At 67.3% G+C, this 24,053-nt stretch carries 23 protein-coding genes; 15 read left to right on the forward strand and 8 right to left on the reverse strand.

Annotation, left to right across the window (positions count from 1 at the left end; translation table 11 throughout):
• Window positions 1-109 (forward strand): amino acid permease C-terminal domain-containing protein (locus C7416_RS27380; protein ID WP_146604311.1); only part of this gene is annotated, 109 nt, incomplete at its 5' end.
• Between the two features lie 3 nt (window positions 110-112).
• Here C7416_RS27380 and C7416_RS27385 read toward each other — a convergent pair.
• Window positions 113-1,522 carry an aminotransferase-like domain-containing protein gene (locus tag C7416_RS27385; protein WP_111521785.1) on the reverse strand — a complete coding sequence of 470 codons (1,410 nt, stop codon included), beginning with the start codon at window positions 1,520-1,522 and terminating at the stop codon, window positions 113-115.
• A gap of 213 nt (window positions 1,523-1,735) precedes the next feature.
• On the opposite strand from C7416_RS27385, the gene C7416_RS27390 reads away from it, so the two are divergent.
• From C7416_RS27390 to C7416_RS29365, 7 genes are all read left to right on the forward strand, one after another.
• Window positions 1,736-2,083: a DUF2917 domain-containing protein gene (locus C7416_RS27390; protein ID WP_111521786.1), complete on the forward strand. Its 348-nt coding sequence runs from the start codon at window positions 1,736-1,738 to the stop codon at window positions 2,081-2,083.
• 266 nt (window positions 2,084-2,349) lie between these two features.
• Window positions 2,350-5,640 (forward strand): fused isobutyryl-CoA mutase/GTPase IcmF, encoded by a 3,291-nt coding sequence (icmF, locus tag C7416_RS27395; RefSeq protein WP_111521787.1) that lies wholly within the window; start codon window positions 2,350-2,352, stop codon window positions 5,638-5,640.
• Between the two features lie 143 nt (window positions 5,641-5,783).
• Window positions 5,784-6,221 carry an HIT family protein gene (locus tag C7416_RS27400; protein ID WP_111521788.1) on the forward strand — a complete coding sequence of 146 codons (438 nt, stop codon included), beginning with the start codon at window positions 5,784-5,786 and terminating at the stop codon, window positions 6,219-6,221.
• 42 nt (window positions 6,222-6,263) lie between these two features.
• Window positions 6,264-7,118 carry a 3-hydroxybutyryl-CoA dehydrogenase gene (locus C7416_RS27405; RefSeq protein WP_111521789.1) on the forward strand — a complete coding sequence of 285 codons (855 nt, stop codon included), beginning with the start codon at window positions 6,264-6,266 and terminating at the stop codon, window positions 7,116-7,118.
• A gap of 205 nt (window positions 7,119-7,323) precedes the next feature.
• A complete protein-coding gene (gene rhuM, locus C7416_RS27410) occupies window positions 7,324-7,914 on the forward strand; it encodes a RhuM family protein (RefSeq protein WP_240988134.1) in 591 nt (196 codons plus the stop codon).
• A gap of 26 nt (window positions 7,915-7,940) precedes the next feature.
• The gene (locus C7416_RS29360; RefSeq protein WP_240988135.1) at window positions 7,941-8,087 is read left to right on the forward strand and encodes a hypothetical protein; all 147 of its coding nucleotides are present in this window, start codon (window positions 7,941-7,943) and stop codon (window positions 8,085-8,087) included.
• A gap of 128 nt (window positions 8,088-8,215) precedes the next feature.
• Window positions 8,216-8,566, forward strand: a complete 351-nt coding sequence (locus tag C7416_RS29365; RefSeq protein ID WP_111521790.1) for a hypothetical protein — start codon at window positions 8,216-8,218, stop codon at window positions 8,564-8,566.
• Window positions 8,567-8,606: 40 nt separating this feature from the next.
• Here C7416_RS29365 and C7416_RS27420 read toward each other — a convergent pair whose 3' ends face one another.
• Both C7416_RS27420 and C7416_RS27425 read right to left on the reverse strand, forming a co-directional pair.
• Window positions 8,607-9,029: a DUF3293 domain-containing protein gene (locus tag C7416_RS27420; protein ID WP_111521815.1), complete on the reverse strand. Its 423-nt coding sequence runs from the start codon at window positions 9,027-9,029 to the stop codon at window positions 8,607-8,609.
• Between the two features lie 13 nt (window positions 9,030-9,042).
• Window positions 9,043-9,711, reverse strand: a complete 669-nt coding sequence (locus C7416_RS27425; RefSeq protein WP_012351564.1) for a Crp/Fnr family transcriptional regulator — start codon at window positions 9,709-9,711, stop codon at window positions 9,043-9,045.
• Window positions 9,712-9,991: 280 nt separating this feature from the next.
• On the opposite strand from C7416_RS27425, the gene C7416_RS27430 reads away from it, so the two are divergent.
• From C7416_RS27430 to C7416_RS27460, 7 genes are all read left to right on the forward strand, one after another.
• Complete coding sequence (locus tag C7416_RS27430; RefSeq protein ID WP_111521791.1) at window positions 9,992-11,950, forward strand: AMP-dependent synthetase/ligase; 1,959 nt, start codon at window positions 9,992-9,994, stop codon at window positions 11,948-11,950.
• 31 nt (window positions 11,951-11,981) lie between these two features.
• On the forward strand, window positions 11,982-12,944 hold the full coding sequence (locus tag C7416_RS27435) for an ABC transporter ATP-binding protein (RefSeq protein ID WP_062796480.1): 963 nt from the start codon (window positions 11,982-11,984) through the stop codon (window positions 12,942-12,944).
• Between the two features lie 11 nt (window positions 12,945-12,955).
• Window positions 12,956-13,870: a branched-chain amino acid ABC transporter permease gene (locus tag C7416_RS27440; RefSeq protein WP_062796483.1), complete on the forward strand. Its 915-nt coding sequence runs from the start codon at window positions 12,956-12,958 to the stop codon at window positions 13,868-13,870.
• A 24-nt stretch (window positions 13,871-13,894) separates the two neighbouring features.
• Entirely contained in the window at window positions 13,895-14,971 is a 1,077-nt protein-coding gene (locus C7416_RS27445) for a branched-chain amino acid ABC transporter permease (protein ID WP_111521792.1), read from the forward strand.
• 94 nt (window positions 14,972-15,065) lie between these two features.
• A complete protein-coding gene (locus tag C7416_RS27450) occupies window positions 15,066-16,403 on the forward strand; it encodes an ABC transporter substrate-binding protein (RefSeq protein WP_111521793.1) in 1,338 nt (445 codons plus the stop codon).
• A 202-nt stretch (window positions 16,404-16,605) separates the two neighbouring features.
• The gene (locus C7416_RS27455) at window positions 16,606-17,421 is read left to right on the forward strand and encodes an ABC transporter ATP-binding protein (protein WP_018003769.1); all 816 of its coding nucleotides are present in this window, start codon (window positions 16,606-16,608) and stop codon (window positions 17,419-17,421) included.
• 83 nt (window positions 17,422-17,504) lie between these two features.
• Window positions 17,505-18,755: a phenylacetate--CoA ligase family protein gene (locus C7416_RS27460; protein WP_111521794.1), complete on the forward strand. Its 1,251-nt coding sequence runs from the start codon at window positions 17,505-17,507 to the stop codon at window positions 18,753-18,755.
• A 218-nt stretch (window positions 18,756-18,973) separates the two neighbouring features.
• Here C7416_RS27460 and C7416_RS27465 read toward each other — a convergent pair whose 3' ends face one another.
• The 5 genes from C7416_RS27465 to C7416_RS27485 form a co-directional block, all read right to left on the reverse strand.
• Window positions 18,974-19,375 carry a YbaN family protein gene (locus tag C7416_RS27465; protein WP_111521816.1) on the reverse strand — a complete coding sequence of 134 codons (402 nt, stop codon included), beginning with the start codon at window positions 19,373-19,375 and terminating at the stop codon, window positions 18,974-18,976.
• Window positions 19,376-19,459: 84 nt separating this feature from the next.
• Window positions 19,460-20,437, reverse strand: a complete 978-nt coding sequence (locus tag C7416_RS27470; protein ID WP_111521795.1) for an NAD(P)H-dependent flavin oxidoreductase — start codon at window positions 20,435-20,437, stop codon at window positions 19,460-19,462.
• A gap of 125 nt (window positions 20,438-20,562) precedes the next feature.
• On the reverse strand, window positions 20,563-22,005 hold the full coding sequence (creC, locus tag C7416_RS27475; protein WP_111521796.1) for a two-component system sensor histidine kinase CreC: 1,443 nt from the start codon (window positions 22,003-22,005) through the stop codon (window positions 20,563-20,565).
• Window positions 22,006-22,014: 9 nt separating this feature from the next.
• Entirely contained in the window at window positions 22,015-22,707 is a 693-nt protein-coding gene (creB, locus tag C7416_RS27480) for a two-component system response regulator CreB (protein ID WP_290367821.1), read from the reverse strand.
• A gap of 9 nt (window positions 22,708-22,716) precedes the next feature.
• A complete protein-coding gene (locus C7416_RS27485; RefSeq protein ID WP_111521797.1) occupies window positions 22,717-23,841 on the reverse strand; it encodes an NAD(P)/FAD-dependent oxidoreductase in 1,125 nt (374 codons plus the stop codon).
• Window positions 23,842-24,053: the final 212 nt, after the last annotated feature.

Raw genomic sequence — 24,053 nt, forward strand, 5'->3', positions numbered from 1 at the left:
CCTGCAGGCGCTGACCTGGGCCGCCTTCCTGGTGTGGCTGGCGCTGGGGCTGGTGATCTACTTCGCCTATGCGCGGCGCAATGCCGTGCTGCATAACCACGGTGGCTGAGGGTCAGCGCGCGCCGCGCTCCGCTGCCGCCTGCATGAATGCCACCGCGCGCGGCTCGTTGGCATAGGCGGCGTTGATGCGGATCCAGGCCGAGGTCTCGCCGCCCGGGCGGAAGTAGTTGCCCGGTGCCAGCGTCACGCCGAACTGCTCGCCCAGCGTCACCAGCTCGCGTGAGTCCTCGATGCCGGGCGGACGCGCCCACAGGAAGTTGCCGCCGGAGGGCTGGCAGAACACCTCCCAGCCGTTGCCGTGCAGCTGCCGCACCGCGTTGGCGACGGCTTCGCGCACGCGCAGCCGCAGCCGCTCCACGTACTTGCGGTAGCCGCCGCGCTCCAGCAGCGCCGCGGTCACCGCCTCGGCAAAGTGCGAGCCGGCCACGCTGGTCAGCACCTTCACGTCGACCAGGTCCTTGACCAGCGCCTTGTCGGCCACCAGATAGCCGATCCGCAGCGAGGCCGACACCGTCTTGGAAAAGCCGCCGATGTAGATCACGTGCTCGAGCTGGTCGAGTGTGGCCAGCCGGTCGGTGAAGTGGGTCTGGAAGTCCGAGAAGATATCGTCTTCGACAAAGCGGAAGCCATGGCGGCGCGCCAGCTCCAGCAGCCGGAACGCCACCGGCGGCGCCAGCGTCGATCCGGTCGGGTTCTGCAGCACGCTGTTGGTGAAGAACAGCTTGGGCTTGTGCTGGCGCAGCAGCGCCTCGGTGGCATCGGGGTCGGGTCCGTCGGGCGTGTGCGGCACGCCCACCAGCTGCACCCCGTGCAAACGCAGCAGGCCGAACAGGTTGTAGTAGCCGGGGTCTTCGACGAACACCGTGTCGCCCGGCTTGAGCAGGTGGCGCACCACCAGGTCCAGCGCCTGGCTGGCGCCGGTGGTGATCAGCACCTGCGGCAGCTCCGCCGCAATGCCCAGCTGGCGCACGCGCAGCAGCACCTGGCGGCGCAGCTCCGGATGGCCCATCGGCGTGGCGTAGTGGATCACGCTGTCGATCTCGTTGCGCGAGATCGCGCGGATCGCCTGGGTCAGTCCCTCCACGTCGCGCCAGTTCTCTGGGACGAAGCCGCCCGCCAGCTTGAGCGTGCCGCTGGGGTGGTTAAACTGCTCGAGGATATGGTCGGACAGGTCCTCGGCCAGGCTGGGGTCCGACCAGCCGCGCGCCGAGCGCCCCGCCAGCGGACTGTCCGCCACATAAAACCCCGAGCCCTGCCGCGAATCGAGCAGCCCCTGCGACACCAGTCGGTCATAGGCCTCGATCACCGGGAAGCGGCTGATGCCGTTCTCCGCCGCCAGCTGCCGGATCGACGGCAGCCTCGCGCCGGGGCGCGCCTCGCGGTTGCCGATCCACGCCTTCACGCCGTCGACGATCTGCTCGGTCAGTGGAATTCCGGTGGAAGCATCTAAGATGAGTTTCATGGGGGGAGCTGCCGGTGAGCTGCCGGTGCGGGGCGGTGGGCAGGCAACTGTCAGGAAAAACTACTGAACAGTCCATCGAAAACTGTTCACAACTGTACATGGGATTGTAGTGAGGGATGCGAATAATGGAAGCGTGGCGGACGAAGGCGCCGGCATCCGCATCCAGGATGCTCCGGCACCTGCGCTGACCGCCGGGCTGACAAGGAGTGCAACATGCGCGAACTACGGACTTTCGAACTGGACCAACCCGGACTGCCGGTGAGCTGGCGCGCCGGTTACGGGCAGACCGTCTGCGCGGTGGCGGGCAAGCTGTGGGTGACGGTGGAAGGCAATCCCAACGATATCTGGCTGGAACCGGGCCAGGAACTGGCGCTGCCCGAGGGCTATCGGGTCTGGCTGTCCGGCGATGGCGCGGGGGCACGCTTCACGCTGGCGCAGGTGCCGGCACCGTGGTCGATGCAGCGGCTGGCCGCGTGGCTGCGCGCGCTGCGGCATCGGGTTGACGAGCACAGCACCGATGCCTTCGGCGAGTGCCCGCGGATAGGAGCGCTGTGCCGGTGAATCGGCAGGCAGTCAATCAGGATGCGCCGCAAAGGCCACCGACACGGTGGCCTTTTGTTTGTCCGTAGCCCGCGGACACCTACTCTTATAAGGACGCCGGCGCCCTGCCGTCCGGGTTCCGCCCCATTGATTTACGTTAACGTCAACGTCATACAATCGATCCGCCCCAACCCCGGGGCGCAGCCCGCGCGTTTCCAGCCAAGCCGGCACAGAACGGCGCCGGCGGACGCCGCGGTCGCAGCCAACACCCCGACACGGTGGAGACAATGACCGACCTTTCCGATGTCCATGATGTGCGCCGCGGCGCGCCCCAGCCCAAGCCGGTGCAGCCGGGCACCGGCCCGGCCAACAAGGTGCGCTTCGTCACCGCCGCATCGCTGTTCGACGGCCACGACGCCTCGATCAACATCATGCGCCGCATCCTGCAGTCGCATGGCTGCGAGGTGGTCCACCTCGGCCACAACCGCTCGGTCGAAGAGATCGTGACCGCGGCGCTGCAGGAAGACGCGCAGGGCATCGCGATCTCCAGCTACCAGGGCGGTCATGTCGAGTACTTCAAGTACATGGTCGACCTGCTGCGCGACAAGGGCGGCGAGCACGTGCAGGTGTTCGGCGGCGGCGGCGGCGTGATCGTGCCCGACGAGATCCGCGAGCTGCAGGCCTACGGCGTGGCCCGCATCTACAGCCCCGAGGACGGCCAGCGCATGGGCCTGGCCGGCATGATTGCCGACATGGTGCAGCGCTGCGACCTCGACCTGAGCCGCTACGCGCCGACCTCGCTCGACCCCGTCGCCGCCGGCGACCGCCGCGCGCTGGCGCAGCTGATCACCGCGCTCGAAAACGGCAAGGCCGATGCGGCGCTGGTGGCGGCGATGCACGCCCAGGTGCAGCAGGCATCGATTCCCGTGCTGGGCATCACCGGCACCGGCGGCGCCGGCAAGTCGTCGCTGACCGACGAGCTGATCCGCCGCTTCCGGCTGGACCAGCAGGACGCGCTGTCGATCGCCGTGATCTCGATCGACCCGTCACGGCGCAAGTCTGGCGGCGCGCTGCTGGGCGACCGCATCCGCATGAACGCGATCAACCACCCGAACATCTTCATGCGCTCGATGGCGACGCGCGAGGCGGGCTCCGAGATCTCGCAGGCGCTGCCCGACGCGATCGCCGCGTGCAAGGTGGCGGGCTTCGACCTGGTGATCGTCGAGACCTCCGGCATCGGCCAGGGCGACGCCGCGATCGTTCCGCACGTCGACCTGTCGCTGTACGTGATGACGCCCGAGTTCGGCGCCGCCAGCCAGCTCGAGAAGATCGACATGCTCGACTTTGCCGACTTCGTCGCCATCAACAAGTTCGACCGCAAGGGCGCGCAGGATGCCTGGCGCGACGTGGCCAAGCAGGTGCAGCGCAACCGCGAGCAGTGGCACGGCAAGCCGGAGGACATGCCGGTGTACGGCACGCAGGCATCGCGCTTCAACGACGACGGCGTCACCATGCTGTACCAGGGCCTGCGCGAGGCGCTGGCCGGCCATGGCCTGAAGGTGGGTGCGGGCACGCTGCCGGTCCTGGCGGGGCGCATCTCCACCGGCCAGAACGTGATCGTGCCGCCGGCGCGCAGCCGCTACCTGGCCGAGCTGGCCGACACCGTGCGCGCCTACCATCGCCGCGTGGCCGAGCAGAGCCGCATCGCGCGCGAGCGCCAGCAGCTGCGCGAATCCAGCCGCATGCTGCAGGCCGCGCAGGGCGATGGTACCGCGCTGGACGCGCTGGCCGCGGAGCGCGACAGCGCGCTGGGCCAGGTCGAGCGCAAGCTGCTGGCAATGTGGCCGCAGATGCGCGAAGCCTACAGCGGCGACGAATACGTGGTGAAGATCCGCGACAAGGAAATCCGCACCGGGCTGGTCACCACCACGCTGTCGGGCACCAAGGTGCGCAAGGTGGTGCTGCCGCGCTTCGAGGACGACGGCGAGGTGCTGAAGTGGCTGATGCGCGAGAACGTGCCCGGCAGCTTCCCGTACACCGCCGGCGTGTTCGCCTTCAAGCGCGAGAACGAAGATCCCACGCGCATGTTCGCCGGCGAGGGCGATGCCTTCCGCACCAACCGGCGCTTCAAGCTGGTGTCCCAGGGCATGGATGCCAAGCGCCTGTCGACCGCGTTCGACTCGGTCACGCTGTACGGCGAAGACCCGCACGTGCGTCCCGACATCTACGGCAAGGTCGGCAACTCGGGCGTGTCGATCGCCACGCTCGACGACATGAAGGTGCTGTACGACGGCTTCGACCTGACCAGCCCGAGCACCTCGGTGTCGATGACCATCAACGGCCCGGCGCCGACCATCCTGGCGATGTTCATGAACACCGCCATCGACCAGCAGCTCGACAAGTTCCGCGCCGACAACGGCCGCGATCCCACCGCCGACGAAGAGGCCAAGATCCGCGCGTGGGTGCTGCAGAACGTGCGCGGCACGGTGCAGGCCGATATCCTGAAGGAAGACCAGGGCCAGAACACCTGCATCTTCTCCACCGAGTTCTCGCTCAAGGTGATGGGCGATATCCAGGAGTACTTCGTGCATCACCAGGTGCGCAACTTCTATTCGGTCTCGATCTCGGGCTACCACATCGCCGAGGCCGGCGCGAACCCGATCTCGCAGCTGGCCTTCACGCTGTCCAACGGCTTCACCTATGTGGAGGCCTACCTGGCGCGCGGCATGCATATCGACGATTTCGCGCCCAACCTGTCGTTCTTCTTCTCCAACGGCATGGACCCCGAGTACAGCGTGCTGGGCCGCGTCGCGCGCCGCATCTGGGCCGTGACCATGCGCGACAAGTACGGCGCCAACGAGCGTAGCCAGAAGCTGAAGTACCACATCCAGACCTCGGGCCGCTCGCTGCATGCGCAGGAGATCGACTTCAACGATATCCGCACCACGCTGCAGGCGCTGATCGCGATCTACGACAACTGCAATTCGCTGCACACCAACGCCTACGACGAAGCCATCACCACGCCCACCGGCGAATCGGTGCGCCGCGCGCTGGCGATCCAGCTGATCATCAACCGCGAATGGGGCGTGGCCAAGTGCGAGAATCCCAACCAGGGCAGCTTCCTGATCGAGGAGCTGACCGACCTGGTGGAAGAAGCGGTGTTGCAGGAGTTCGAGCGCATCGCCGAGCGCGGCGGCGTGCTCGGTGCGATGGAGACCGGCTACCAGCGCGGCAAGATCCAGGAGGAATCGCTCTATTACGAGCAGCTCAAGCACGACGGCACGCTGCCGCTGATCGGCGTGAACACCTTCCGCAATCCGGACGGCGACCCGGTGCCGCAGAAGCTGGAACTGGCGCGTTCGAGCGAGGCCGAGAAGCAGAGCCAGCTCGAGCGCCTGCAGGCGTTCCAGCAGGCGCATGCCGACGAAGCCCCGGCGATGCTGCAGCGGTTGCGCCAGGCGGTGATCGACAACCAGAACGTGTTCGCGGTGCTGATGGACGCGGTGCGGGTCTGCTCGCTGGGGCAGATCACGCATGCGCTGTTCGAGGTCGGCGGGCAATACCGGCGCAATATGTAGAGCCCGATCCACGCGCTGACCGGTAATCGCGCAGGGCGGCCGCGGTGAAGGGCCGCCCTGCGTTACACTCGGATGCTGCGCCGCATCCAAGCGCAACATAGCGCTGGCGGCAACCAATCCCGAGACAACCGCAACACAAGACCATGGACACCCAGTACAACCCGAACAATATCTTTGCGAAGATCCTGCGGGGCGAGATGCCCTGCATCAAGGTGTACGAGGACGACGACACCATCGCCTTCATGGACATCATGCCGCAGGCCGACGGCCATACGCTGGTGGTGCCCAAGGAAGCCGCGGTCAACCTGTTCGACCTGTCGGAGCGCGGCGCCCAGGCCGCCATCGTCGCCACCCAGCGCGTGGCGCGCGCGGTGCGCGCGGCCTTCAACCCCGACGGCATCTCGATCGGCCAGTTCAACGGCGCCGCGGCGGGCCAGACCGTGCCGCACATCCATTTCCACATCGTGCCGCGCTACAACGACCAGTCGCTGCGCGGCCACGCGCGCGACATGCAGGAGCCGGAAGTGCTCAAGGGGCATGCCGAGCGCATCATCGCCGCGCTCGCCCAGCAGCAAGGCTGACACCAGACATCGATCAATAACTACCAGAAAGAGGAAGAGAAGATGGCAATCAAGACTGTAGGCATCGTCGGTGCCGGCACCATGGGCAATGGCATCGCCCAGGCCTGCGCGGTGGTGGGACTGAACGTGGTGATGGTCGACATCAACGACGCCGCCGTGCAGAAGGGCGTGGCCACGGTGTCGGGCAGCCTGGACCGGCTGATCAAGAAGGAAAAGCTGACCGAGGCGCAGAAGGCCGACGCGCTGGCGCGCATCAAGGGCAGCACGTCGTATGACGATCTCAAGGCCGCCGACATCGTGATCGAGGCGGCCACCGAGAACTACGACCTCAAGGTCAAGATCCTCAAGCAGATCGACGGCATCGTCGGCGACAACGTCATCATCGCGTCGAACACCTCGTCGATCTCGATCACCAAGCTCGCCGCCGTGACCGCGCGCGCCGACCGCTTTATCGGCATGCACTTCTTCAACCCGGTGCCGGTGATGGCGCTGGTCGAACTGATCCGCGGACTGCAGACCAGCGACGCCACCCACGCCGCCGTCGAAACGCTGGCCAAGGAACTGGGCAAGTACCCGATCACGGTCAGGAACAGCCCGGGCTTCGTCGTCAACCGCATCCTGTGCCCGATGATCAATGAGGCCTTCTGCGTGCTGGGCGAAGGCCTGGCTTCGCCGGAAGAAATTGACGAAGGCATGAAGCTGGGCTGCAACCATCCGATCGGACCGCTGGCGCTGGCCGACATGATCGGGCTGGACACCATGCTGGCGGTGATGGAGGTGCTGTACACCGAGTTCGCCGATCCGAAGTACCGTCCGGCCATGCTGATGCGCGAGATGGTGGCTGCGGGGTATCTGGGGCGCAAGACGGGGCGTGGGGTGTACGTGTATAGCAAGTAAATCGGACCGGGACCGGCCCGTGCAATGGGCTGGTCTGGTCTGAGCGAGGCCGGCGGCTGGACTTGGGTCAGCGCCGGCCTTTTCGTTTGTAGTGCCCATCGACACGGTATCGGCACACTCTGCAACAAACCGGGCGATGCCTTCGGGTAGTCTATGGGGTCGTTCGCGATGACGCGATCAAGGAACTGGTAGAGGAATCCCGCCTATGCGTACTGGCGAACTCATCTTGTACACCACCGAGGACGGGGGGGCGCGGATCCGGCTGCGGGCCGAAGGTGGGACGGTCTGGCTGTCGCAGCTGGAGATGGCGGATCTGTTTCAAACGTCTGTTCCCAATATCAATATGCACGTCAAGAACGTGCTTGAAGAGGGCGAGCTAAGTGAGTCAGCAACTATTAAGGAATCCTTAATAGTTCGTCAGGAAGGCACCCGGCAGGTACGGCGCGCGGTCAAGCTCTACAACCTCGACATGATCCTGGCAGTAGGCTATCGGGTTCGCTCCCATCGTGGCACCCAGTTTCGCCAATGGGCCACCACCCACCTGCGCGAATTCCTGGTCAAGGGCTTCGTCATGGATGACGAACGGCTCAAGGACCCCGGCGGCTGGGATTATTTCGATGAGCTGATCCAACGGATCCGGGACATCCGGGCCTCCGAAAAGCGGTTCTACCAGAAGATTCGCGATATTTATGCGACGGCCGTCGATTACGACGGCACTACCGAACAGGCGCAGCGATTTTTCGCCAAGACCCAGAACAAGATGCTCTGGGCCATTACCGCGAACGTGAGGTCCTGACGCATGCCGGGAGGGTCTCAGCGGAAATGGCTGAGCAGTTGGCGCTCGAGCGCTATACCGAATTCGAGGCAAAACGGCGCGACGCCGAGCGCCTGGCCGCCGACGCCGAGGATGTCGCGGCGCTGGAACGACTCGAGCAGCAGCTTGAGGGTACCGTGGTCAAAAAACCGTGACCATCGCCTTTTCCCCAGGCTCGCCGTAATCCCGCTTACACCGCGTTATATACCGAAACAATCCGCCGCATCTGGTAACAGGAATGCGCGGTACAGTGCACCCATTCCTTTTACGACGACACCGCATCATGGCTCACCCGGTTCTCTTTGCAGCGCTGCTCGCTGGCGTTATGTCCCTGCTGGCGGCGCGTTCGGCGATGGCGCATGTGGATGTGGGGGTGCATATCGGCGCACCGGTCTATGCCGCGCCGGCGCCGGTCTATGTGGCGCCGCCGCCTCCCGTGGTGTACGCGCCGCGCTATCACGGCTGGCATGGCGACCGTTACTGGGACGGCCGGCGCTGGTATGGGCGGCATGAATGGCGCGGCCGGCATCACCATTACCGGCACCATCACCACCGGCATCACCACTATCGCCACCATGGCCATGGGCATCGTGGCCATCATGGTCACCATGGCCATCGCGGCCACGGGCATTGAACGTCCGGACGGCCGGCGTTGACCGGTCCAGCCGCCGCGGTTAGCGCAACAGCACCAGTCGCGGCACCGCGTCGGCGCCGCTCCACACGACGGCGTTCTGCTGGTAGGCCTGGCCCAGGGCCCGCGCTTCGGCCAGCGCCAGCCCGGGCACCAGGAAGCTTGGTTCGGCGGGCCAGCCGTTGTCGGGATGCTCGCCAGCGGCTTCGATCGCGCGCCGCCCAAGCGCGCTAAGTTCCTGCGCCAGCGCCTGTTGCCGGCACGCGTTGGCGGTATCGTCGCAGCGCTGGCTGAAGGGGTTGGCAGCGGTAATGAAGGCGCTGCAGTCCACGCCCAGCGCGCGGTGCAGCGCGGCCAGCGCGGCGCTGGGCTGGTCGATGCGCAAGGTCATCGGCGTGTCGCCCAGCACCCGGTAGTGCGTTTCGCGATACGCCCGCAGGGTCTCGGCGTCGATGGCGCTGGCCACCTTGTTCCCCACCTTACTCCCCGTACTGCCGTAGTCCGTCGAGGTCCAGCACCTCGATCACGCCGTAGTCCACCCGCACCAGGCCTTGCTGTTCCAGCACCTTGAGCGCCTGGTTGGCGCGCTGGCGCGAGATGCCCGCGAGCAGGCCGATTTCTTCCTGCGAGATCTCCAGCGTCTTGCCGATGCCCGGATACAGGTGCTCGTTGAACAGCGACGACACCGCGCGCGCCACGCGCGAATCGATGTCGAGCAGCCGTTCATATTCCACCGCCGCGATGAACTGCCCCAGGCGCTCGTTGAACTGCGTCAGCAGGAAGCGGGTGAACGGCAGGCTGGTATCCAGCAGCCACTGAAAAGTGTCGCGCGGCAGGAAGGCGATGGTCGAGCGGCGCAGCGCCATCACGTCGTACTTGCGGATCTCCGACTTCAGCACCGCGCCTTCGCCGAACCAGCCGCCGGTAGGCACGCCGGTGAAGGTGACCGACTTGCCCGACGGCGACACCGTGGTGATCTTGACGATCCCTTCGAGCACGCCCAGCCAGTGCTCGGCCTTGTCGCCCTTGTGGCAGACGTAGTCGCCCTGGCTGTACTCGTGCACGAACATGGCGCGGCGCACGCGCTCGCGCTGCTCCGGACTCAGGTCTGCTGCCCACACGCAGCGGTCGACAAAATCGTTCAGCATGGCCTTGCGGAAGCTCCGGTAGGGATTAACCCGGAATTGTCACCGGCGTGACAACCGGGGGTGTTGGCATGGGCTATCGTACGATCACAACGGAACCGCGGGTGCCACCAGGGGCACGCCGGGAAGGCAGAAGACGCTTCTCCCGGCCCCTCAACACAAGGCACAGACGGGCTTGATGCGATGCGGCAGATGCCGCCGGGCAAAGCAAGCCAAGTATAACGACCGGACCGGCGCTTGACACCGGGCGTGGACCCCCACGCCGGAGGGACAGGAGACAGCGATGCAGGAATCGTCGGCGACGACCTTCCCGCGATGGCTGCTGGCGCACGCCCAGCAGCGGCCGGAGCATCCGGCCTACCGCGAGAAGGATCTCGGCATCTGGCAGACATACAGCTGGGCCCAGACGGCACAGCAGGTGAGGGCGCTGGCATGTGGTCTGGCCGCGCTCGGCTTCAAGCGCGGCATGAACCTGGCAGTGGTGGGCGACAACCGTCCGCGCCTGTACTGGGCCATGACCGCGGCGCAGGCTTTGGGCGGCGTGCCGGTGCCGCTGTACCAGGACGCCATCGCCAACGAGATGGTCTACGTGCTCAACGATGCGGAGATCGAGTTCGCCATCGTCGAGGACCAGGAGCAGGTCGACAAGCTGCTCGAGGTCGAGGCGCAGCTGGCCGAGTCCGGCCGCGCCGTGCGCCACGTCATCTTCGAAGACCCGCGCGGCCTGCTCGACTACGACCATCCCTCGCTGATGTCGTACGAGCGCCTGCAGGAACTGGGGCGCGAGTTCGACCAGGCCCATCCGGGCTTCTATGACGAGGCCATCGCCGCCGGGCAGCCCGACGACACCGCGATCATCCTCTATACGTCCGGCACCACCGGCAAGCCCAAGGGCGTGTGCCATTCGCACCATGGCCTGATCGGATCGGCGCGCAACGGCTGCGCCTTCGACAAGCTCAACGCCGACGACGACGTGCTGTCCTACCTGCCGATGGCGTGGGTCGGCGACAACCTGTTCTCGTATGCGCAGGCGATGGTGGCGGGCTTTACGGTGAACTGCCCGGAATCGCGCGAAACGGTGATGACCGACCTGCGCGAGATCGGACCCACCTACTACTTCGCGCCGCCGCGCATCTACGAAGGCCTGCTGACGCAGGTGATGATCCGCATGGAGGATGCCGGCTGGATCAAGCGCAAGCTGTTCCACTGGGCCATGGACGTGGCGCGCCGCTGCGGCACCGCCATCCTCGACGGCCAGCCGGTGCCGCTGGCCGAGCGCGCGCGCTATGCGCTGGGCGAAGCGCTGGTCTATGGCCCGCTGCGCAATGTGCTGGGCATGAGCCGCATCCGCGTGGCCTACACCGCCGGCGAGGCGATCGGCCCGGACCTGTTCCGCTTCTACCGCTCGATCGGCGTGAACCTGAAGCAGTTCTACGGCCAGACCGAGACCTGCGCCTATGTGTGCCTGCAGCCCGACGGCAAGGTCAAGTTCGATTCAGTCGGCCCGGCGGCGCCGGGCATGGAAATCCGCATCGCCGACAACGGCGAGGTGCTGGTGCGCGGCGTGGGCCTGCTCAAGTCCTACTACAAGCGCGAGGACGCCACGCGCGAGGCCATCAACGACGAGGGTTATTTCATGACCGGCGACGCCGGCGTGATCGACGCCGACGGCCACCTGAAGATCATCGACCGCGCCAAGGACGTGGGCAAGCTGGCCGATGGCTCGATGTTCGCGCCCAAGTACATCGAGAACAAGCTCAAGTTCTTCCCGTACATCAAGGAGGCGGTGGCGTTCGGCAACGGCCGCGACCAGGTCTGCGCCTTTATCAATATCGACTTCGAAGCCGTCGGCAACTGGGCCGAGCGCCGCCACCTGCCGTATGCGGGCTATGTCGACCTGGCCGCGCAGCCGGACGTGCTGGAGATGATCGGCGAATGCGTGAACCAGGTGAACGCAGACCTTGCCAACGACCCGATGCTGGCCGGATCGCAGATCGCGCGCTTCCTGGTGCTGCACAAGGAGCTGGACCCGGACGACGACGAACTGACCCGCACGCGCAAGGTACGGCGCGGCTTTATCGCGGAAAAGTACGGCGTGCTGGTCGACGCGCTCTATGCGGGCAAGTCGGAGCAGTTCATCGAGACGCGCGTCAAGTTCGAAGACGGGCGCGAGGGCAGCGTGTCGGCCACGCTGAAGCTGGTGGATGCCAGGCGGCTGCCGGTAGCGGCGCGCGCGGCATAACGGCCATAACAGCACAGGTGGAGGCAGCAACATGACACAAGTGGCCTGGCAAGGCGCCGGCAAGCGCGAATGGACCGCGGCGGCACGCACCGATGCGAGCGGAGCCGGCGGTGGCGGGGCGATGGCGCCCGCAGGACCGCTGCCCCCGGCGGGGCTGGCGGATGACAGCGGCGTGCCTCCCGGTACGCGCCATGCGCAGCGCACCGGCGCGCAGGCGCGCACCGGCGGCGAGGTGATCCTGGACCTGCAGCATATCTCGCTGTCGTTCGGCGGGGTCAAGGCGCTGACCGATATCTCGTTCGACGTGTGCGAGCACGAGGTGCGCGCCATCATCGGCCCGAACGGCGCCGGCAAGAGTTCGATGCTGAACGTGATCAACGGCGTCTACCACCCGCAGCAGGGGCGCATCGTGTTCCGCGGCGAGGAGCGCAAGCAGATGCACCCTACCGCCGCGGCGCGCCAGGGCATTGCGCGCACGTTCCAGAACATCGCGCTGTTCAAGGGCATGACCGTGCTGGACAACATCATGACCGGCCGCAACACGCAGTTCCGCACCTCGTGGTTCGCGCATGCGCTGTGGTGGGGCCCGGCGCGCAACGAGGAGATGCGGCACCGGCAGAAGGTGGAGGAGGTGATCGACTTCCTCGAAATCCAGTCGATCCGCAAGACCCCGGTGGGGCGCCTGCCGTACGGCCTGCAGAAGCGCGTCGAGCTGGCGCGCGCGCTCGCCGCCGAGCCGTCGATGCTGCTGCTCGACGAACCCATGGCCGGCATGAACGTGGAAGAGAAGCAGGACATGTGCCGCTTCATCCTCGATGTGAACCGGCAGTTCGGCACCACCATCGTGCTGATCGAGCACGACATGGGCGTGGTGATGGATATCTCCGACCGCGTGGTGGTGCTGGACTATGGCAAGAAGATCGGCGACGGCACGCCGGAAGAGGTCAAGGGCAACCCTGACGTGATCAAGGCATACCTGGGCACTTCGCACTGAGGGTCTGAACCATGACGTTCTTCTTTGAAATCCTGCTCGGCGGCCTGCTGTCGGGACTGATGTACTCGCTGGTGGCGCTGGGCTTCGTGCTGATCTACAAGGCCTCGGGCGTGTTCAACTTTGCCCAGGGCGCGATGGTCTACTTTGCCGCGCTGGCGGTGGTCGGGCTGATGGACAAGGGCATGCCGATGTGGGCCGCGGTGATCGGCGCCTTCGTGGTGATGATCCTGGTGGGCATGAGCACCGAGCGCTTCGTGCTGCGCAAGCTGGTCAACCAGCCGCCGATCACGCTGTTCATGGCGACCATCGGGCTGTCGTTCTTCCTGGAAGGGCTGGGGCCGCTTTTGTTCGGCAATGAAGTGCGCCCGATCAACCTGGGCATTGTCGACGAGCCGATCGAATCGATCCTGACCACCTTCAACATCGTCATCTCCAAGTTCGACCTTGCCGCCGCGGCCATCGCCGGCGTGCTGGTGGGATCGCTGGCGCTGTTCTTCCAGTACACCAAGGTCGGGCGCGCGCTGCGCGCAGTGGCCGACGACCACCAGGCCGCGCTGTCGCTGGGCATCCCGCTGCAGAACATCTGGGCCATCGTCTGGGGCGTGGCGGGTTTCGTCGCGCTGGTGGCGGGCATGCTGTGGGGCTCGCGCAATGGCGTGCAGTTCGCGCTGACGCTGACCGCGCTGAAGGCGCTGCCGGTGCTGATCCTGGGCGGCTTTACCTCGGTGCCCGGCGCCATCGTCGGCGGGCTGATCATCGGTGCCTCGGAGAAGCTGGCCGAGATCTATATCCCGCCGGTGTTCCAGTCGATGTTCGGCGGCAACTTCGGCGGCATCGAGGGATGGTTTCCGTATGTGTTTGCCTTGCTGTTTCTGCTGGTGCGGCCGGAAGGGCTGTTCGGCGAGAAGCATATCGATCGCGTCTGACCGACTTCGCACAGGAGAGTTGCCATGTTTTATCGTGAAGCCGGCCAGTTCAAGACCAGCTACGTTACCGACAGCCAGATCTTCCCGATCCGCCAGGACCGCATCGGCTTTGCGGTGCTGATGGCGATCGCCTTCGTGGCGATCCCGTTCATCGGTTCGGAATACTGGTTCTCGGCCATCCTGATCCCGTTCCTGATCTTCTCGCTGGCGGCGCTGGGGCTGAATATCCTGACCGGCTATGCCGGCCAGCTGTCGCTGGGCACCGCGGCCTTCATGGCAGTAGGCGCGTATGCGGCCTACAACTTCCAGTTGCGCATCGAAGGCATGCCGGTGCTGCTGACCTTTATCCTGGCGGGCCTGTCGGCGGCGCTGGTGGGGGTGGCGTTCGGGCTGCCGTCGCTGCGCATCAAGGGCTTCTACCTGGCGGTGGCGACGCTGGCGGCGCAGTTCTTCGTGGTGTGGGCGCTGACCAAGTTCCCCTGGTTCTCCAACAACAGCTCGTCGGGCGTGATCACGGCGCAGCGGCTGGACCTGTTCGGCTACGCCATCGACACCCCGGTGAAGAAGTACCTGTTCGTGCTGGCCATCGTCACGGTGCTGGCGCTGGCGGCCAAGAACATGGTGCGCTCGGCCACCGGCCGCGCCTGGATGTCGGTGCGCGACATGGACGTGGCGGCCGAAGTCATCGGCATCCCGCTGATGCGCACCAAGCTGCTGGCGTTCGCGGTCAGCTCGTTCTACTGCGGCGTGGCCGGCGCGCTGTATGCGTTCTGCTACCTGGGCTCGGTCGAGCCGGACGGGTTCTCGCTGGACCTGTCGTTTCGCGTGCTGTTCATGATCATCATCGGGGGCGTGGGCAGCATCATGGGCTCGTTCCTGGGCGCCGCCTTCATCCTGCTGTTGCCGATCTTCCTGGACAACGTGCTGCCGCCGCTGGCCTCGCTGCTGCACCTGCCCTTTACCAATGCCACCGTGTCGCACATCCAGCTGATGGTGTTCGGCGGGCTGATCATCTTCTTCCTGATCGTCGAGCCGCACGGGCTGGCCCGGCTGTGGCAGATCGCCAAGGAGAAGCTGAGGCTGTGGCCGTTCCCGCACTGACGGAGCGGGGTCTTATTGTCTGAACGCAGGTCCTGAGTGAAGTACTGAAGCCTACGCATAACGAAACGCTCCACCGAGGGCGAAGGAGACTGTCATGACCAACCTGATCCGCAATGTGCAACGCGCCGCCCTGGTGGTCAGCGCCGCGGCTGCACTGCTGGCGCCGGCGGTGCCAGCACTGGCGCAAAGCAACGAGCAGTTCATCGCGCTGCCGAGCTATCGCGTGGGGCCCTATGGCGCCAACGGGCAGTCCTGGTATGGCGGCTTCATCGACTACCTCAACTACGTCAACCTGAAGGACGGCGGCGTCAACGGCGTCAAGCTCAGCTGGGAAGAGTGCGAGACCGAGTACAACAACGCCAAGGGCGTGGAGTGCTACGAGCGGCTGAAGTCCAAGAACGCCACCACCAAGGGCACCGCCTACCATGCCATGTCGACCGGCATCTCGTACGCGCTGGTGGACAAGACCGCCGCCGACAAGGTGCCGCTGGTGATGATGGGCTACGGCCGCACCGACGCGGTCGACGGCTCGGTGTTCCCGTACGCGTTCCCGCTGGTGACCACGTACCAGATGCAGGTCTCGGCCATCGTCAAGTACCTGGCCAGCAAGAGCGGCGGCTCGCTGGCGGGCAAGAAGATCGTCTACCTGTACCACGACTCGGCCTATGGCAAGGAGCCGATCGTGGCGCTGCAGGCCGAGGCGCGGCTGGGCAAGTTCAACCTGGTCGAGATCCCGGTGGCGCACCCCGGCAACGAGCAGGGCGCGCAATGGCTGAAGATCCGCCAGGAGAACCCTGACTACGTGATCTTCTGGGGCTGGGGCGTGATGAACCAGACCGCGCTGAAGGCGGCGCAGAAGGTGGGCTTCTCGCGCGAAAAGATGATCGGCTCCTGGTGGGCAGGCTCCGAGGAAGACACGGTGCCGGCCGGCGATGCCTCCAAGGGCTACATGAGCGCGACCTGGAACGTCGCGGGCAAGAGCGTGCCGCTGATCGCCGATATCGAGAAGGTGGTCTACGGCGCTGGCAAGGGCAACATGCAGGACAAGAACAAGGTCGGCTCGGTGCTGTACAACCGCGGCGTCTCGGCGGCGGTGGTGACGGTGGAGGCGGTGCGCGTGGCGCAGGCCAAGTTCGGCAAGGGCAAGCCCATGACCGGCGAGCAGATGCGCTGGGCCTTCGAGAACCTGAACCTGACCAATGCCCGCCTGCAGCAACTGGGCGCCACCGGCCTGCTGCCGGAAATCAAGACCAGCTGCGAGAACCACGAGGGCTCGGGCAAGGTGAAGATCCAGCAGTGGGACGGCAGCAAGTGGGTGGTGGTGTCGGACTGGATCGAGGGCAACAAGAGCCTGATCCACCCGCTGTTCAAGGCCACCGCGGCGCAGTACGCGAAGGAGAAGGGCATTACGCCGGGGTGTTCGAAGAGCTGATGCCGCACCAATCCCGATTGGTTTCTCCCCTCTCCCACTGGGAGAGGGGCGGGGGAGAGGGCAGCGCATCAACAGAGTGAGTGCCGTCGCCATGGCGAGCTCCTGCCCTCTCCCCCGGCCCCTCTCCCGCAAGCGGGAGAGGGGAGCAAACCGCCGCGACTGTGAAGTCCTAAGTTACCGCCACACCAACCCGAGCCGCACCATGAGCCTCCTGTCCGTCAACAACATCGAAGTCATCTACGATCACGTGATCCTGGTGCTCAAGGGCGTTTCGCTCGAAGTGCCGGAGGGCAAGATCGTGGCGCTGCTGGGCGCCAACGGCGCGGGCAAGACCACCACGCTCAAGGCCATCTCCAACCTGCTGCAGGCCGAGCGCGGCGATGTCACCAAGGGTTCGATCGAATACCGCGGCGACCGCGTCGACCAGCTCACCCCCAACGACCTGGTGCGCCGCGGCGTGATCCAGGTGATGGAAGGGCGCCACTGCTTCGCGCACCTGACCATCGAGGAAAACCTGCTCACCGGCGCCTACACGCGCGGCCTGTCGCGCGGGCAGACGCGCGACGAGCTGGAGAAGATCTACGAATACTTCCCGCGCCTGAAGACGCGCCGCAAGTCGCAGGCGGGCTACACCTCCGGCGGCGAGCAGCAGATGTGCGCGATCGGCCGGGCCATGATGGCCAAGCCCGCGATGATCCTGCTGGACGAGCCGTCGATGGGGCTGGCGCCGCAGATCGTCGAGGAGATCTTCGAAATCGTGCGCGGCCTGAATTCGCGCGAGAACGTCAGCTTCCTGCTGGCGGAGCAGAACACCATGGTGGCGCTGCGCTACGCCGACTACGGCTACATCCTCGAGAACGGCCGCGTGGTGATGGATGGCGACGCCGAGTCGCTGCGCACCAACGAGGACGTCAAGGAGTTCTACCTGGGCGTGGCCGCCAACGACGCCGACGGCCCCGGCCGCAAATCGTTCCGCGACGTCAAAAGCTACCGCCGCCGCAAGCGCTGGCTCGCCTAAAAGCGACCGTTTTCCACCCGGCTTGTCACCACGCGCACCCCGGCGCGGGGCAGGCCGCATCCCTTTCCCTGACGCACAGCACCATGCCAGAACACTTCGATCCGCTCGAAACCCGCGCGCCGGAAGTCCGCGAGCAGGCGCTCCTTGCCGCCCTGGCACGCCAGGTGGCCCACGCGCGCGACCAGGCGCCATACTTTGCCGAACTGCTGGATGGCGTCGATCCGCGCCTGCTGACCTCGCGCGCGGCGCTGGCCCAGCTGCCGGTCACGCGCAAGTCTGACCTGACCGCGCGCCAGCGCGCGCTGCCGCCGCTGGGCGGGCTCAACGCCACGCCGCTGGGCAAGCTGCGCCACGTGTTCCAGTCGCCCGGCCCGATCCACGAGCCCGACGGCCACGACGCCGACTGGTGGCGCACCGCGCGCGCCATGCACGCCGCCGGCTTTCGCGCCGGCGACCTGGTCTACAACACCTTCTCCTACCACTTCACGCCGGCCGGCATGATGATGGAAAGCGGCGCCCACCGGCTGGGCTGCTGCGTATTCCCGGCCGGCGTCGGCCAGACCGATTCGCAGGTGCAGGCGCTGGCCAGCCTGCAGCCGGCCGCTTATGCCGGCACGCCGTCGTTCCTCAAGCTGCTGCTCGAGCGCGGCGATGAGCTCGGCACGCCCTGCACCAGCCTGGCCAAGGCGCTGGTCTCGGGCGAGGCCCTGCCGCCGTCGCTGCGCAACTGGTTCCGGGATCGCGGGGTGCGCGTGCAGCAGATGTACGGTACCGCCGATGTCGGCCTGATCGCGTATGAAACCGAAGGCGGCGACGGCTGGGTGGTGGACGAGGGCGTGCTGGTCGAGATCGTCGAGCCCGGCGGCTCGCGCCCCATGCCCGAAGGCGAGACCGGCGAGGTGGTGGTGACGGTGCTGGGCAACGGCGACTACCCGCTGATCCGCTTCGGCACCGGCGACCTGTCGGCGGTGGTGCCGGCGTCGTCGCAGCGGCCCAGCCCGTGCGGCCGCACCAATATCCGCCTCAAGGGCTGGCTCGGGCGCGCCGACCAGGCCACCAAGGTCAAGGGCATGTTCGTACATCCCGGCCAGGTGGCCGACGTGCTGCGGCGCCATCCGGAGATCCGCGCGGCGCGGCTGGTGGTGACCGGCGATCCGGGTGCCGACGTGATGACGCTGCGCTGCGAGGCGACGCGTGAGGATGCCGAGTTGCAGCGCGCGGTGGCGGAGTCGCTGCGCGAGGTGATGCGGCTGCGGGGCGAGGTGGCGTTCGTGGCGGCGGGCTCGTTGCCGCAGGACGGGCGGCTGATCGAGGATGCGCGCAAGTACGATTGAAACTAATGGCGGCTGACGGCCAGACCTTGTTGATGCGCCGGCCCTCTCCCCCGGCCCCTCTCCCGCAAGCGGGAGAGGGGAGCAGACCGTCCGCCGGCGAGGGCGTTAGCGCTTGCCAGCACCCCACGCAATCGCTCCCCTCTCCCGCGCGCGGGAGAGGGGTGGGGGAGAGGGCAGGAGCCTCCACGAAGTAAAGGCCATCGACAGACCCCAACCCCTCAAGTCTTCCCGCCCCCAGCCGGCCGCGTCGGCAGCCGCACCATCCACACACTCACCCCCACCGCGCACGCCAGCAACGCCGCCGACACCAGCGGCCGCCCGCGCAGCAGCCACGCCGTGGTCCCCATCGACAGCCACATCATCGACAGCGCCAGGCATTTCGCCTTGAACGGGATGCTGCGGTGCCGCTGCCAGTCGCTGACCAGCGGACCGAAGCGCGGATGCCCCAGCAGCCATTCATGGAAGCGCTGCGAGCCGCGCGCGAAGCAGGCCGCGGCCAGCAGCACGAACGGCGTGGTCGGCAGCACCGGCAGGAAGATGCCGATCACGCCGAGCAGCAGGCACAGCCCGCCCAGTGCCACCCAGGCGGCGCGCAGCACGCGCTGGCGGTGGCTCGGCACGGCGTCAGGATCGGGCGAAAGGTCGGGGTTGGAAGGCGGCAATGGTCGGACAAAGGGCCGCCACGCGGCCCGGTGAGGGATCGGTCAGCGCGCGATGCCCAGCCGCGCCTTGGCGGCATCGTACTCCGACTTCATGCGCGCGACGATCTCGCCGGCGCTGGGGATGTCGTGGATCTGGCCCACGCCCTGGCCGGCGCCCCAGATATCCTTCCACGCCTTGGCCTTGGAACTGCCGCTGGAAAAGTCCATCTTGCTCTTGTCGGCCACCGGCAGGTTGTCCGGATCCAGGCCCGCGTTGCTGATGCTTTCGCGGATGTAGTTGCCGTGCACGCCGGTGAACAGGTTGGTGTAGACGATATCGGCGGCGGCCGAGCTGGTGATCGACTGCTTGTACGACTCGGCCGCGTGGGCCTCCTGCGAGGCGATGAAGCGCGTGCCTACGTAGGCAAAGTCGGCGCCCATCGCCTGCGCGGCCAGCACCGCCTCGCCGGTGGCGATCGAGCCCGACAGCGCGATCGGGCCGTCGAAGATCTTGCGCACCTCGCCCACCAGCGCGAATGGCGACAGCATGCCGGCATGGCCGCCGGCGCCCGCCGCGACCAGGATCAGGCCGTCGACGCCGGATTCGATCGCCTTCTCGGCATGGCGCAGGCTGATCACGTCATGCAGCACGATGCCGCCATAGCTGTGCACCGCGTCGATCAGCTCCCGGGGCGGCGCGCGCAGCGAGGTGATGAAGATCGGCACCTTGTGTTCGACGCAGACCTTGATGTCATGCTCCAGGCGCGCGTTGGAGGCGTGCACGATCTGGTTGACCGCGACCGGGCCCACCGGTGCGCCGGGATTGGCGGCCTTGAACGCGGCCAGTTCGTCGCCGATCCGGGTCAGCCACTCGTCGAGCAGCTCGGCCGGGCGTGCATTGAGTGCGGGGAACGAGCCGACGATGCCGGCCTTGCACTGCGCCAGCACCAGTTCCGGGTAGCTGACGATGAACATGGGCGAGGCAATCACGGGCAGGGCCAGGTTCTGCAGGGCCTGGGGCAGTTGCTTGGCGGCGGGCATGGTGTCTCCTGGACTACTGGCGGGCACGTCGTCGTGCCCTAAATGAACGGTCGTTCGATTATAGGGAGTTTCAGCGCGATCACGTTAGAAGCCCAAGTCTATGCCGGTCCGGCCGGCGTGGGGCTTTACGCCGCCGGCAGCACCAGCTCGGCCAGCGCGCCGCCGCCCGGGCGGTTGGCCAGCGTCACGTCGCCATGATGCAACGTTGCCACCTCGCGCGCAAAGCACAGGCCGAGGCCGGTGCTCTTGTCCGCACCATGCGGGCGCGGCAGCGAGTAGAAGCGCTCGAACACGCGCGGCAGCGCGTAGTCGGGAATGCCGGGGCCCTGGTCGGCCACGGCAATGGCGAGCGCGTCGCCGCGCCGCTCCAGCCGCACCGTGACCGCGGTGCCGGGTGGGGCGAAGTCGATGGCGTTGTCGAGCAGGTTGGCGATGGCCTGGCGCAGCAGGAACGGGTCCCCGGCGACGTGGCCGGCCTCGGTGCCGGCCTCGCACTGCAGCGCGACGCCGCGCTGCCGCGCGCGCGGCTCAAGTTCGGCGCACAGCTGCGCCAGCAGCGGCGCCAGCGCCACCGGCTCGCGCACTTCCAGGCGCTGGCGCTGTTCCACCTCCGCCAGCGCCAAAAGCTTGCGGATCATGGTTTCCAGCCGCCCGGACTGGGTGCGGATATTGGCGACGAAGCGCTGGCGGTCGGCCGCCGGCATCTCTTCCTGCAGCAGTTCCGCCGCGCCGCCGATGGCGGCCAGCGGGCTCTTCATCTCGTGCGTCAGCGTGTGGATGTAGTGCTCGACATACTGCTTGTCTTCCAGCCGCTCGCGCATGCCCTGCACCGCGCGCCCCAGCTCGGCCAGCTCGCCCGCGCCGCGCAGCGGCATCTCGGCGCGCTCGCCGGCCGCCACCGCGCGCGCGTAGCCGCGCAGGCGGCTCAGTCCATGCATCAGCCACAGCGTGCAGGCCAGCCCGATCACGCAGGCGGTGCCGATCAGCAGGCCGCCGTAGAGCAGGATCTTGCGCTGGCTGCGCGCGATGAACGGCGCCATCGCCGCATTGGGCTTGGCCACGGTCAGCACGCCGATGATGCGCTCGCCATTGCTGTCGACGTCGCGCACCGGCGCGGCCACGTGCATCACGGTGCTGGCTTCGTCGGCGGGGTCGGCGCGCGTGCTGCGCGCGCCGTACTTGCCGCGCAGCGTCAGGTAGACGTCATTCCAGCGCGAATAGTCGCGCCCCACGTCGGTGCCGGTGGAGTCGAAGCGCACGATGCCGTCGGCATCGGTGACGTAGACGCGGTAGCCGATGCTGTCCTTGTGCAGCCCCGAGACCTCGGCATTGACCGGCACCTCGCGCAGCGCCGCCATATGCCGCGCGAAAGCGCCGTCGGCGATGCGGCCCGCCTTGAGGTCGTCGGCGGCCAGCGCGGCCAGCACGTGCGCGGTATCGATTAGCGTGTCTTCCATGGCCTGGCGCACGCCCGGCTTGACCTCCTGCACGAACACGCGCAGCGTCAGCACCGTGGCCAGGCCCACGATCAGGAAGAAACCGAAGAAGATGCGCAGGCCGATATGCATGGCGCGCGCTCAGGGCTCCAGCGAATAACCCATGCCGCGATGGGTGCGGATGCGCTCGGCGCCCTCGGCAGACACCTCGCGCAGCTTGGCGCGCAGGGTCTTGATATGGGTGTCGACGGTGCGGTCGCTGGTGTCGAGTGCGCCGGCCCACACCGCGTCCATCAGCTGCGCGCGCGAGTAGATCCGCCCGGGATGCGCCACCAGCAGGGCCAGCAACAGGTATTCGTAGCGCGTCAGCGCCAGCCAGTGGCCATGGTAGGCCAGGCGCGCGCCGTCCTGATCGTGGGTGAAACCAGCGGCCTCGCCTTGCTTTGCCGTGGCGGCGCCGCGCGCCCGGCGCAGGATGGCGCGCACGCGCGCGGCCAGCTCGCGCGGCGAGAACGGCTTGACCACGTAATCGTCGGCGCCGATCTCCAGCCCGACGATGCGGTCGATTTCTTCGTGGCGCGCGGTCAGGAAGATCACCGGCGCATCGCTGAAGGTGCGCAGCGTGCGGCAGACCTCGAAGCCGCTCAGGTCCGGCAGCCCCACGTCCAGGATCACCAGGTCGGCTTGCGCGGCGCGCAGGCACGCGAGCGCGTCGCCGCCCAGCGTGCAGTGCTCGGCCAGCATGCCGTCGGTGCGCAGGGCATAGAGGATGGTGTCGGCGATGGCCTGCTCGTCTTCCACCACCAGGATGCGCGGTTGTTCCATGCCCGGCATTCTAGCCCGTCAGGCGCTGGCCGCCGCGCGCGCCGGCGCTGCCGGTTCCGCGCCGCGCCGGTGGAAATAGATCTGCTCCGCGGCCCGGCGCAGCGGCGGCGAATACAGCATCAGGTCGAACGGCCAGTCGCACTGGAAGCGCTCGAACATCCAGCGCAGCGCGCGCTTGGCGCGAAAGCGCGGCGCGCTGGCGCTGGCCACGGCTTCCGGCGCGGGCCCGCCGCGCAGCAGGTGCGCGGCCACGGCTTCGCCGACCGACTCGCCGTGGGCAAAGGCATAGTGGATGCCGCCCGCGGTCAGCGGCGACACGATGCCCGCGGCATCGCCGGTCAGGATCACGCCGTCGCGCGCCAGCGGCGACACCGGGCCGCCGCACGGGATCAGCCCCGCGCGCGTCGTCGCCGGCTGCGTCAGCTGCGGCAGGCCGGCGCGCTCGCGCACGTGCGCCAGCAGCCCGTCCAGGTCCGGCGCGCGGCCGCGCCGCGGCAGGTAGCGCAGCGCCAGCCCGGCCTGCACGCCGGTGGGGTTCTGCGCGATCCAGCCGATATAGCCGGGCGCGAAGCGGCGCGTGATGAAGCAGTGCAGCGCGTTCGGCTCGGGCAGTGCCAGTCCGGGGAATTCATATTCGACGCCGTACAGAAAGCTGTGCACGCGCCCGAGCCCGGCGCATTGCGCCACGCGCGATTGCGCGCCATCGGCGCCGACCAGATAGCGCGTGTGGCCGACGCCGGTGACATGCCAGCCGCCGTGACGCGGCACCGCGCCGACGAAGGCCTGGCCCAGCCGCAGCTCGACCCGGTGGCGCACCAGCTCCGCGGCCAGCCAGCGCATCAGGCGCGGCGTGTCGGTGGTATGGAAGTAATAGCCCGGCGCGCTGAGATCCAGGCTGCGCAGCCGCGGCGAGTACAGCTTCACCTGCTCGACGCGATGCACGCAGTCGGCCGGCGCCTGACCCAGCCAGGTCTGCTCGATCGCTTCCCTGACCAGGATGCCGGTGGTGTGGAGCTTGTCGCCCGGATCGGCCTTGCGTTCCAGCACCAGCACGCGCAGGCCGGCGCGCGCGGCGGCCAGGGCGCAGGCGGCGCCGGCAAAGCTGGCGCCGGCGATGACGAGGTCGTAGTCGAAGGAGGGCATGGCGGTTCCCGGAGAGCGAAGGGCTCCAGTCTGGCCAGCCGGGGTGAGGGCAATGTGTGGCGGGTGTGAAGCGGCGCGGCGGCGCCAGATCCGACCCGACCGCGCAAAAAAACGCCCCGCATGCGCGGGGCCATCAATTACCACGAAGACTGATACACACGGCGGGCACCTGCCAATGCCGCAGCCGCACACGAAGCATAGGCCGCCAATGT

Origin of the sequence: Cupriavidus phytorum, assembly GCF_003254285.1 — a bacterium.
In the GTDB taxonomy this organism is placed as follows: domain Bacteria; phylum Pseudomonadota; class Gammaproteobacteria; order Burkholderiales; family Burkholderiaceae; genus Cupriavidus; species Cupriavidus phytorum.

What these genes read in the sequence shown, in the direction of transcription:
- C7416_RS27430 (WP_111521791.1), top strand. Translation starts at nt 9,992, where the DNA reads ATGCAGGAATCGTCGGCGACGACCTTCCCGCGATGGCTGCTGGCGCAC.
- C7416_RS27485 (WP_111521797.1), bottom strand. Translation starts at nt 23,841, where the DNA reads ATGCCCTCCTTCGACTACGACCTCGTCATCGCCGGCGCCAGCTTTGCC.
- icmF (WP_111521787.1), top strand. Translation starts at nt 2,350, where the DNA reads ATGACCGACCTTTCCGATGTCCATGATGTGCGCCGCGGCGCGCCCCAG.
- C7416_RS27435 (WP_062796480.1), top strand. Translation starts at nt 11,982, where the DNA reads ATGACACAAGTGGCCTGGCAAGGCGCCGGCAAGCGCGAATGGACCGCG.
- C7416_RS27405 (WP_111521789.1), top strand. Translation starts at nt 6,264, where the DNA reads ATGGCAATCAAGACTGTAGGCATCGTCGGTGCCGGCACCATGGGCAAT.
- C7416_RS27460 (WP_111521794.1), top strand. Translation starts at nt 17,505, where the DNA reads ATGCCAGAACACTTCGATCCGCTCGAAACCCGCGCGCCGGAAGTCCGC.
- creC (WP_111521796.1), bottom strand. Translation starts at nt 22,005, where the DNA reads ATGCATATCGGCCTGCGCATCTTCTTCGGTTTCTTCCTGATCGTGGGC.
- C7416_RS27445 (WP_111521792.1), top strand. Translation starts at nt 13,895, where the DNA reads ATGTTTTATCGTGAAGCCGGCCAGTTCAAGACCAGCTACGTTACCGAC.
- C7416_RS29360 (WP_240988135.1), top strand. Translation starts at nt 7,941, where the DNA reads ATGGCTGAGCAGTTGGCGCTCGAGCGCTATACCGAATTCGAGGCAAAA.
- C7416_RS27440 (WP_062796483.1), top strand. Translation starts at nt 12,956, where the DNA reads ATGACGTTCTTCTTTGAAATCCTGCTCGGCGGCCTGCTGTCGGGACTG.
- C7416_RS29365 (WP_111521790.1), top strand. Translation starts at nt 8,216, where the DNA reads ATGGCTCACCCGGTTCTCTTTGCAGCGCTGCTCGCTGGCGTTATGTCC.
- C7416_RS27450 (WP_111521793.1), top strand. Translation starts at nt 15,066, where the DNA reads ATGACCAACCTGATCCGCAATGTGCAACGCGCCGCCCTGGTGGTCAGC.
- C7416_RS27425 (WP_012351564.1), bottom strand. Translation starts at nt 9,711, where the DNA reads ATGCTGAACGATTTTGTCGACCGCTGCGTGTGGGCAGCAGACCTGAGT.
- rhuM (WP_240988134.1), top strand. Translation starts at nt 7,324, where the DNA reads ATGCGTACTGGCGAACTCATCTTGTACACCACCGAGGACGGGGGGGCG.
- C7416_RS27455 (WP_018003769.1), top strand. Translation starts at nt 16,606, where the DNA reads ATGAGCCTCCTGTCCGTCAACAACATCGAAGTCATCTACGATCACGTG.
- C7416_RS27400 (WP_111521788.1), top strand. Translation starts at nt 5,784, where the DNA reads ATGGACACCCAGTACAACCCGAACAATATCTTTGCGAAGATCCTGCGG.
- C7416_RS27385 (WP_111521785.1), bottom strand. Translation starts at nt 1,522, where the DNA reads ATGAAACTCATCTTAGATGCTTCCACCGGAATTCCACTGACCGAGCAG.
- C7416_RS27390 (WP_111521786.1), top strand. Translation starts at nt 1,736, where the DNA reads ATGCGCGAACTACGGACTTTCGAACTGGACCAACCCGGACTGCCGGTG.
- C7416_RS27470 (WP_111521795.1), bottom strand. Translation starts at nt 20,437, where the DNA reads ATGCCCGCCGCCAAGCAACTGCCCCAGGCCCTGCAGAACCTGGCCCTG.
- creB (WP_290367821.1), bottom strand. Translation starts at nt 22,707, where the DNA reads ATGCCGGGCATGGAACAACCGCGCATCCTGGTGGTGGAAGACGAGCAG.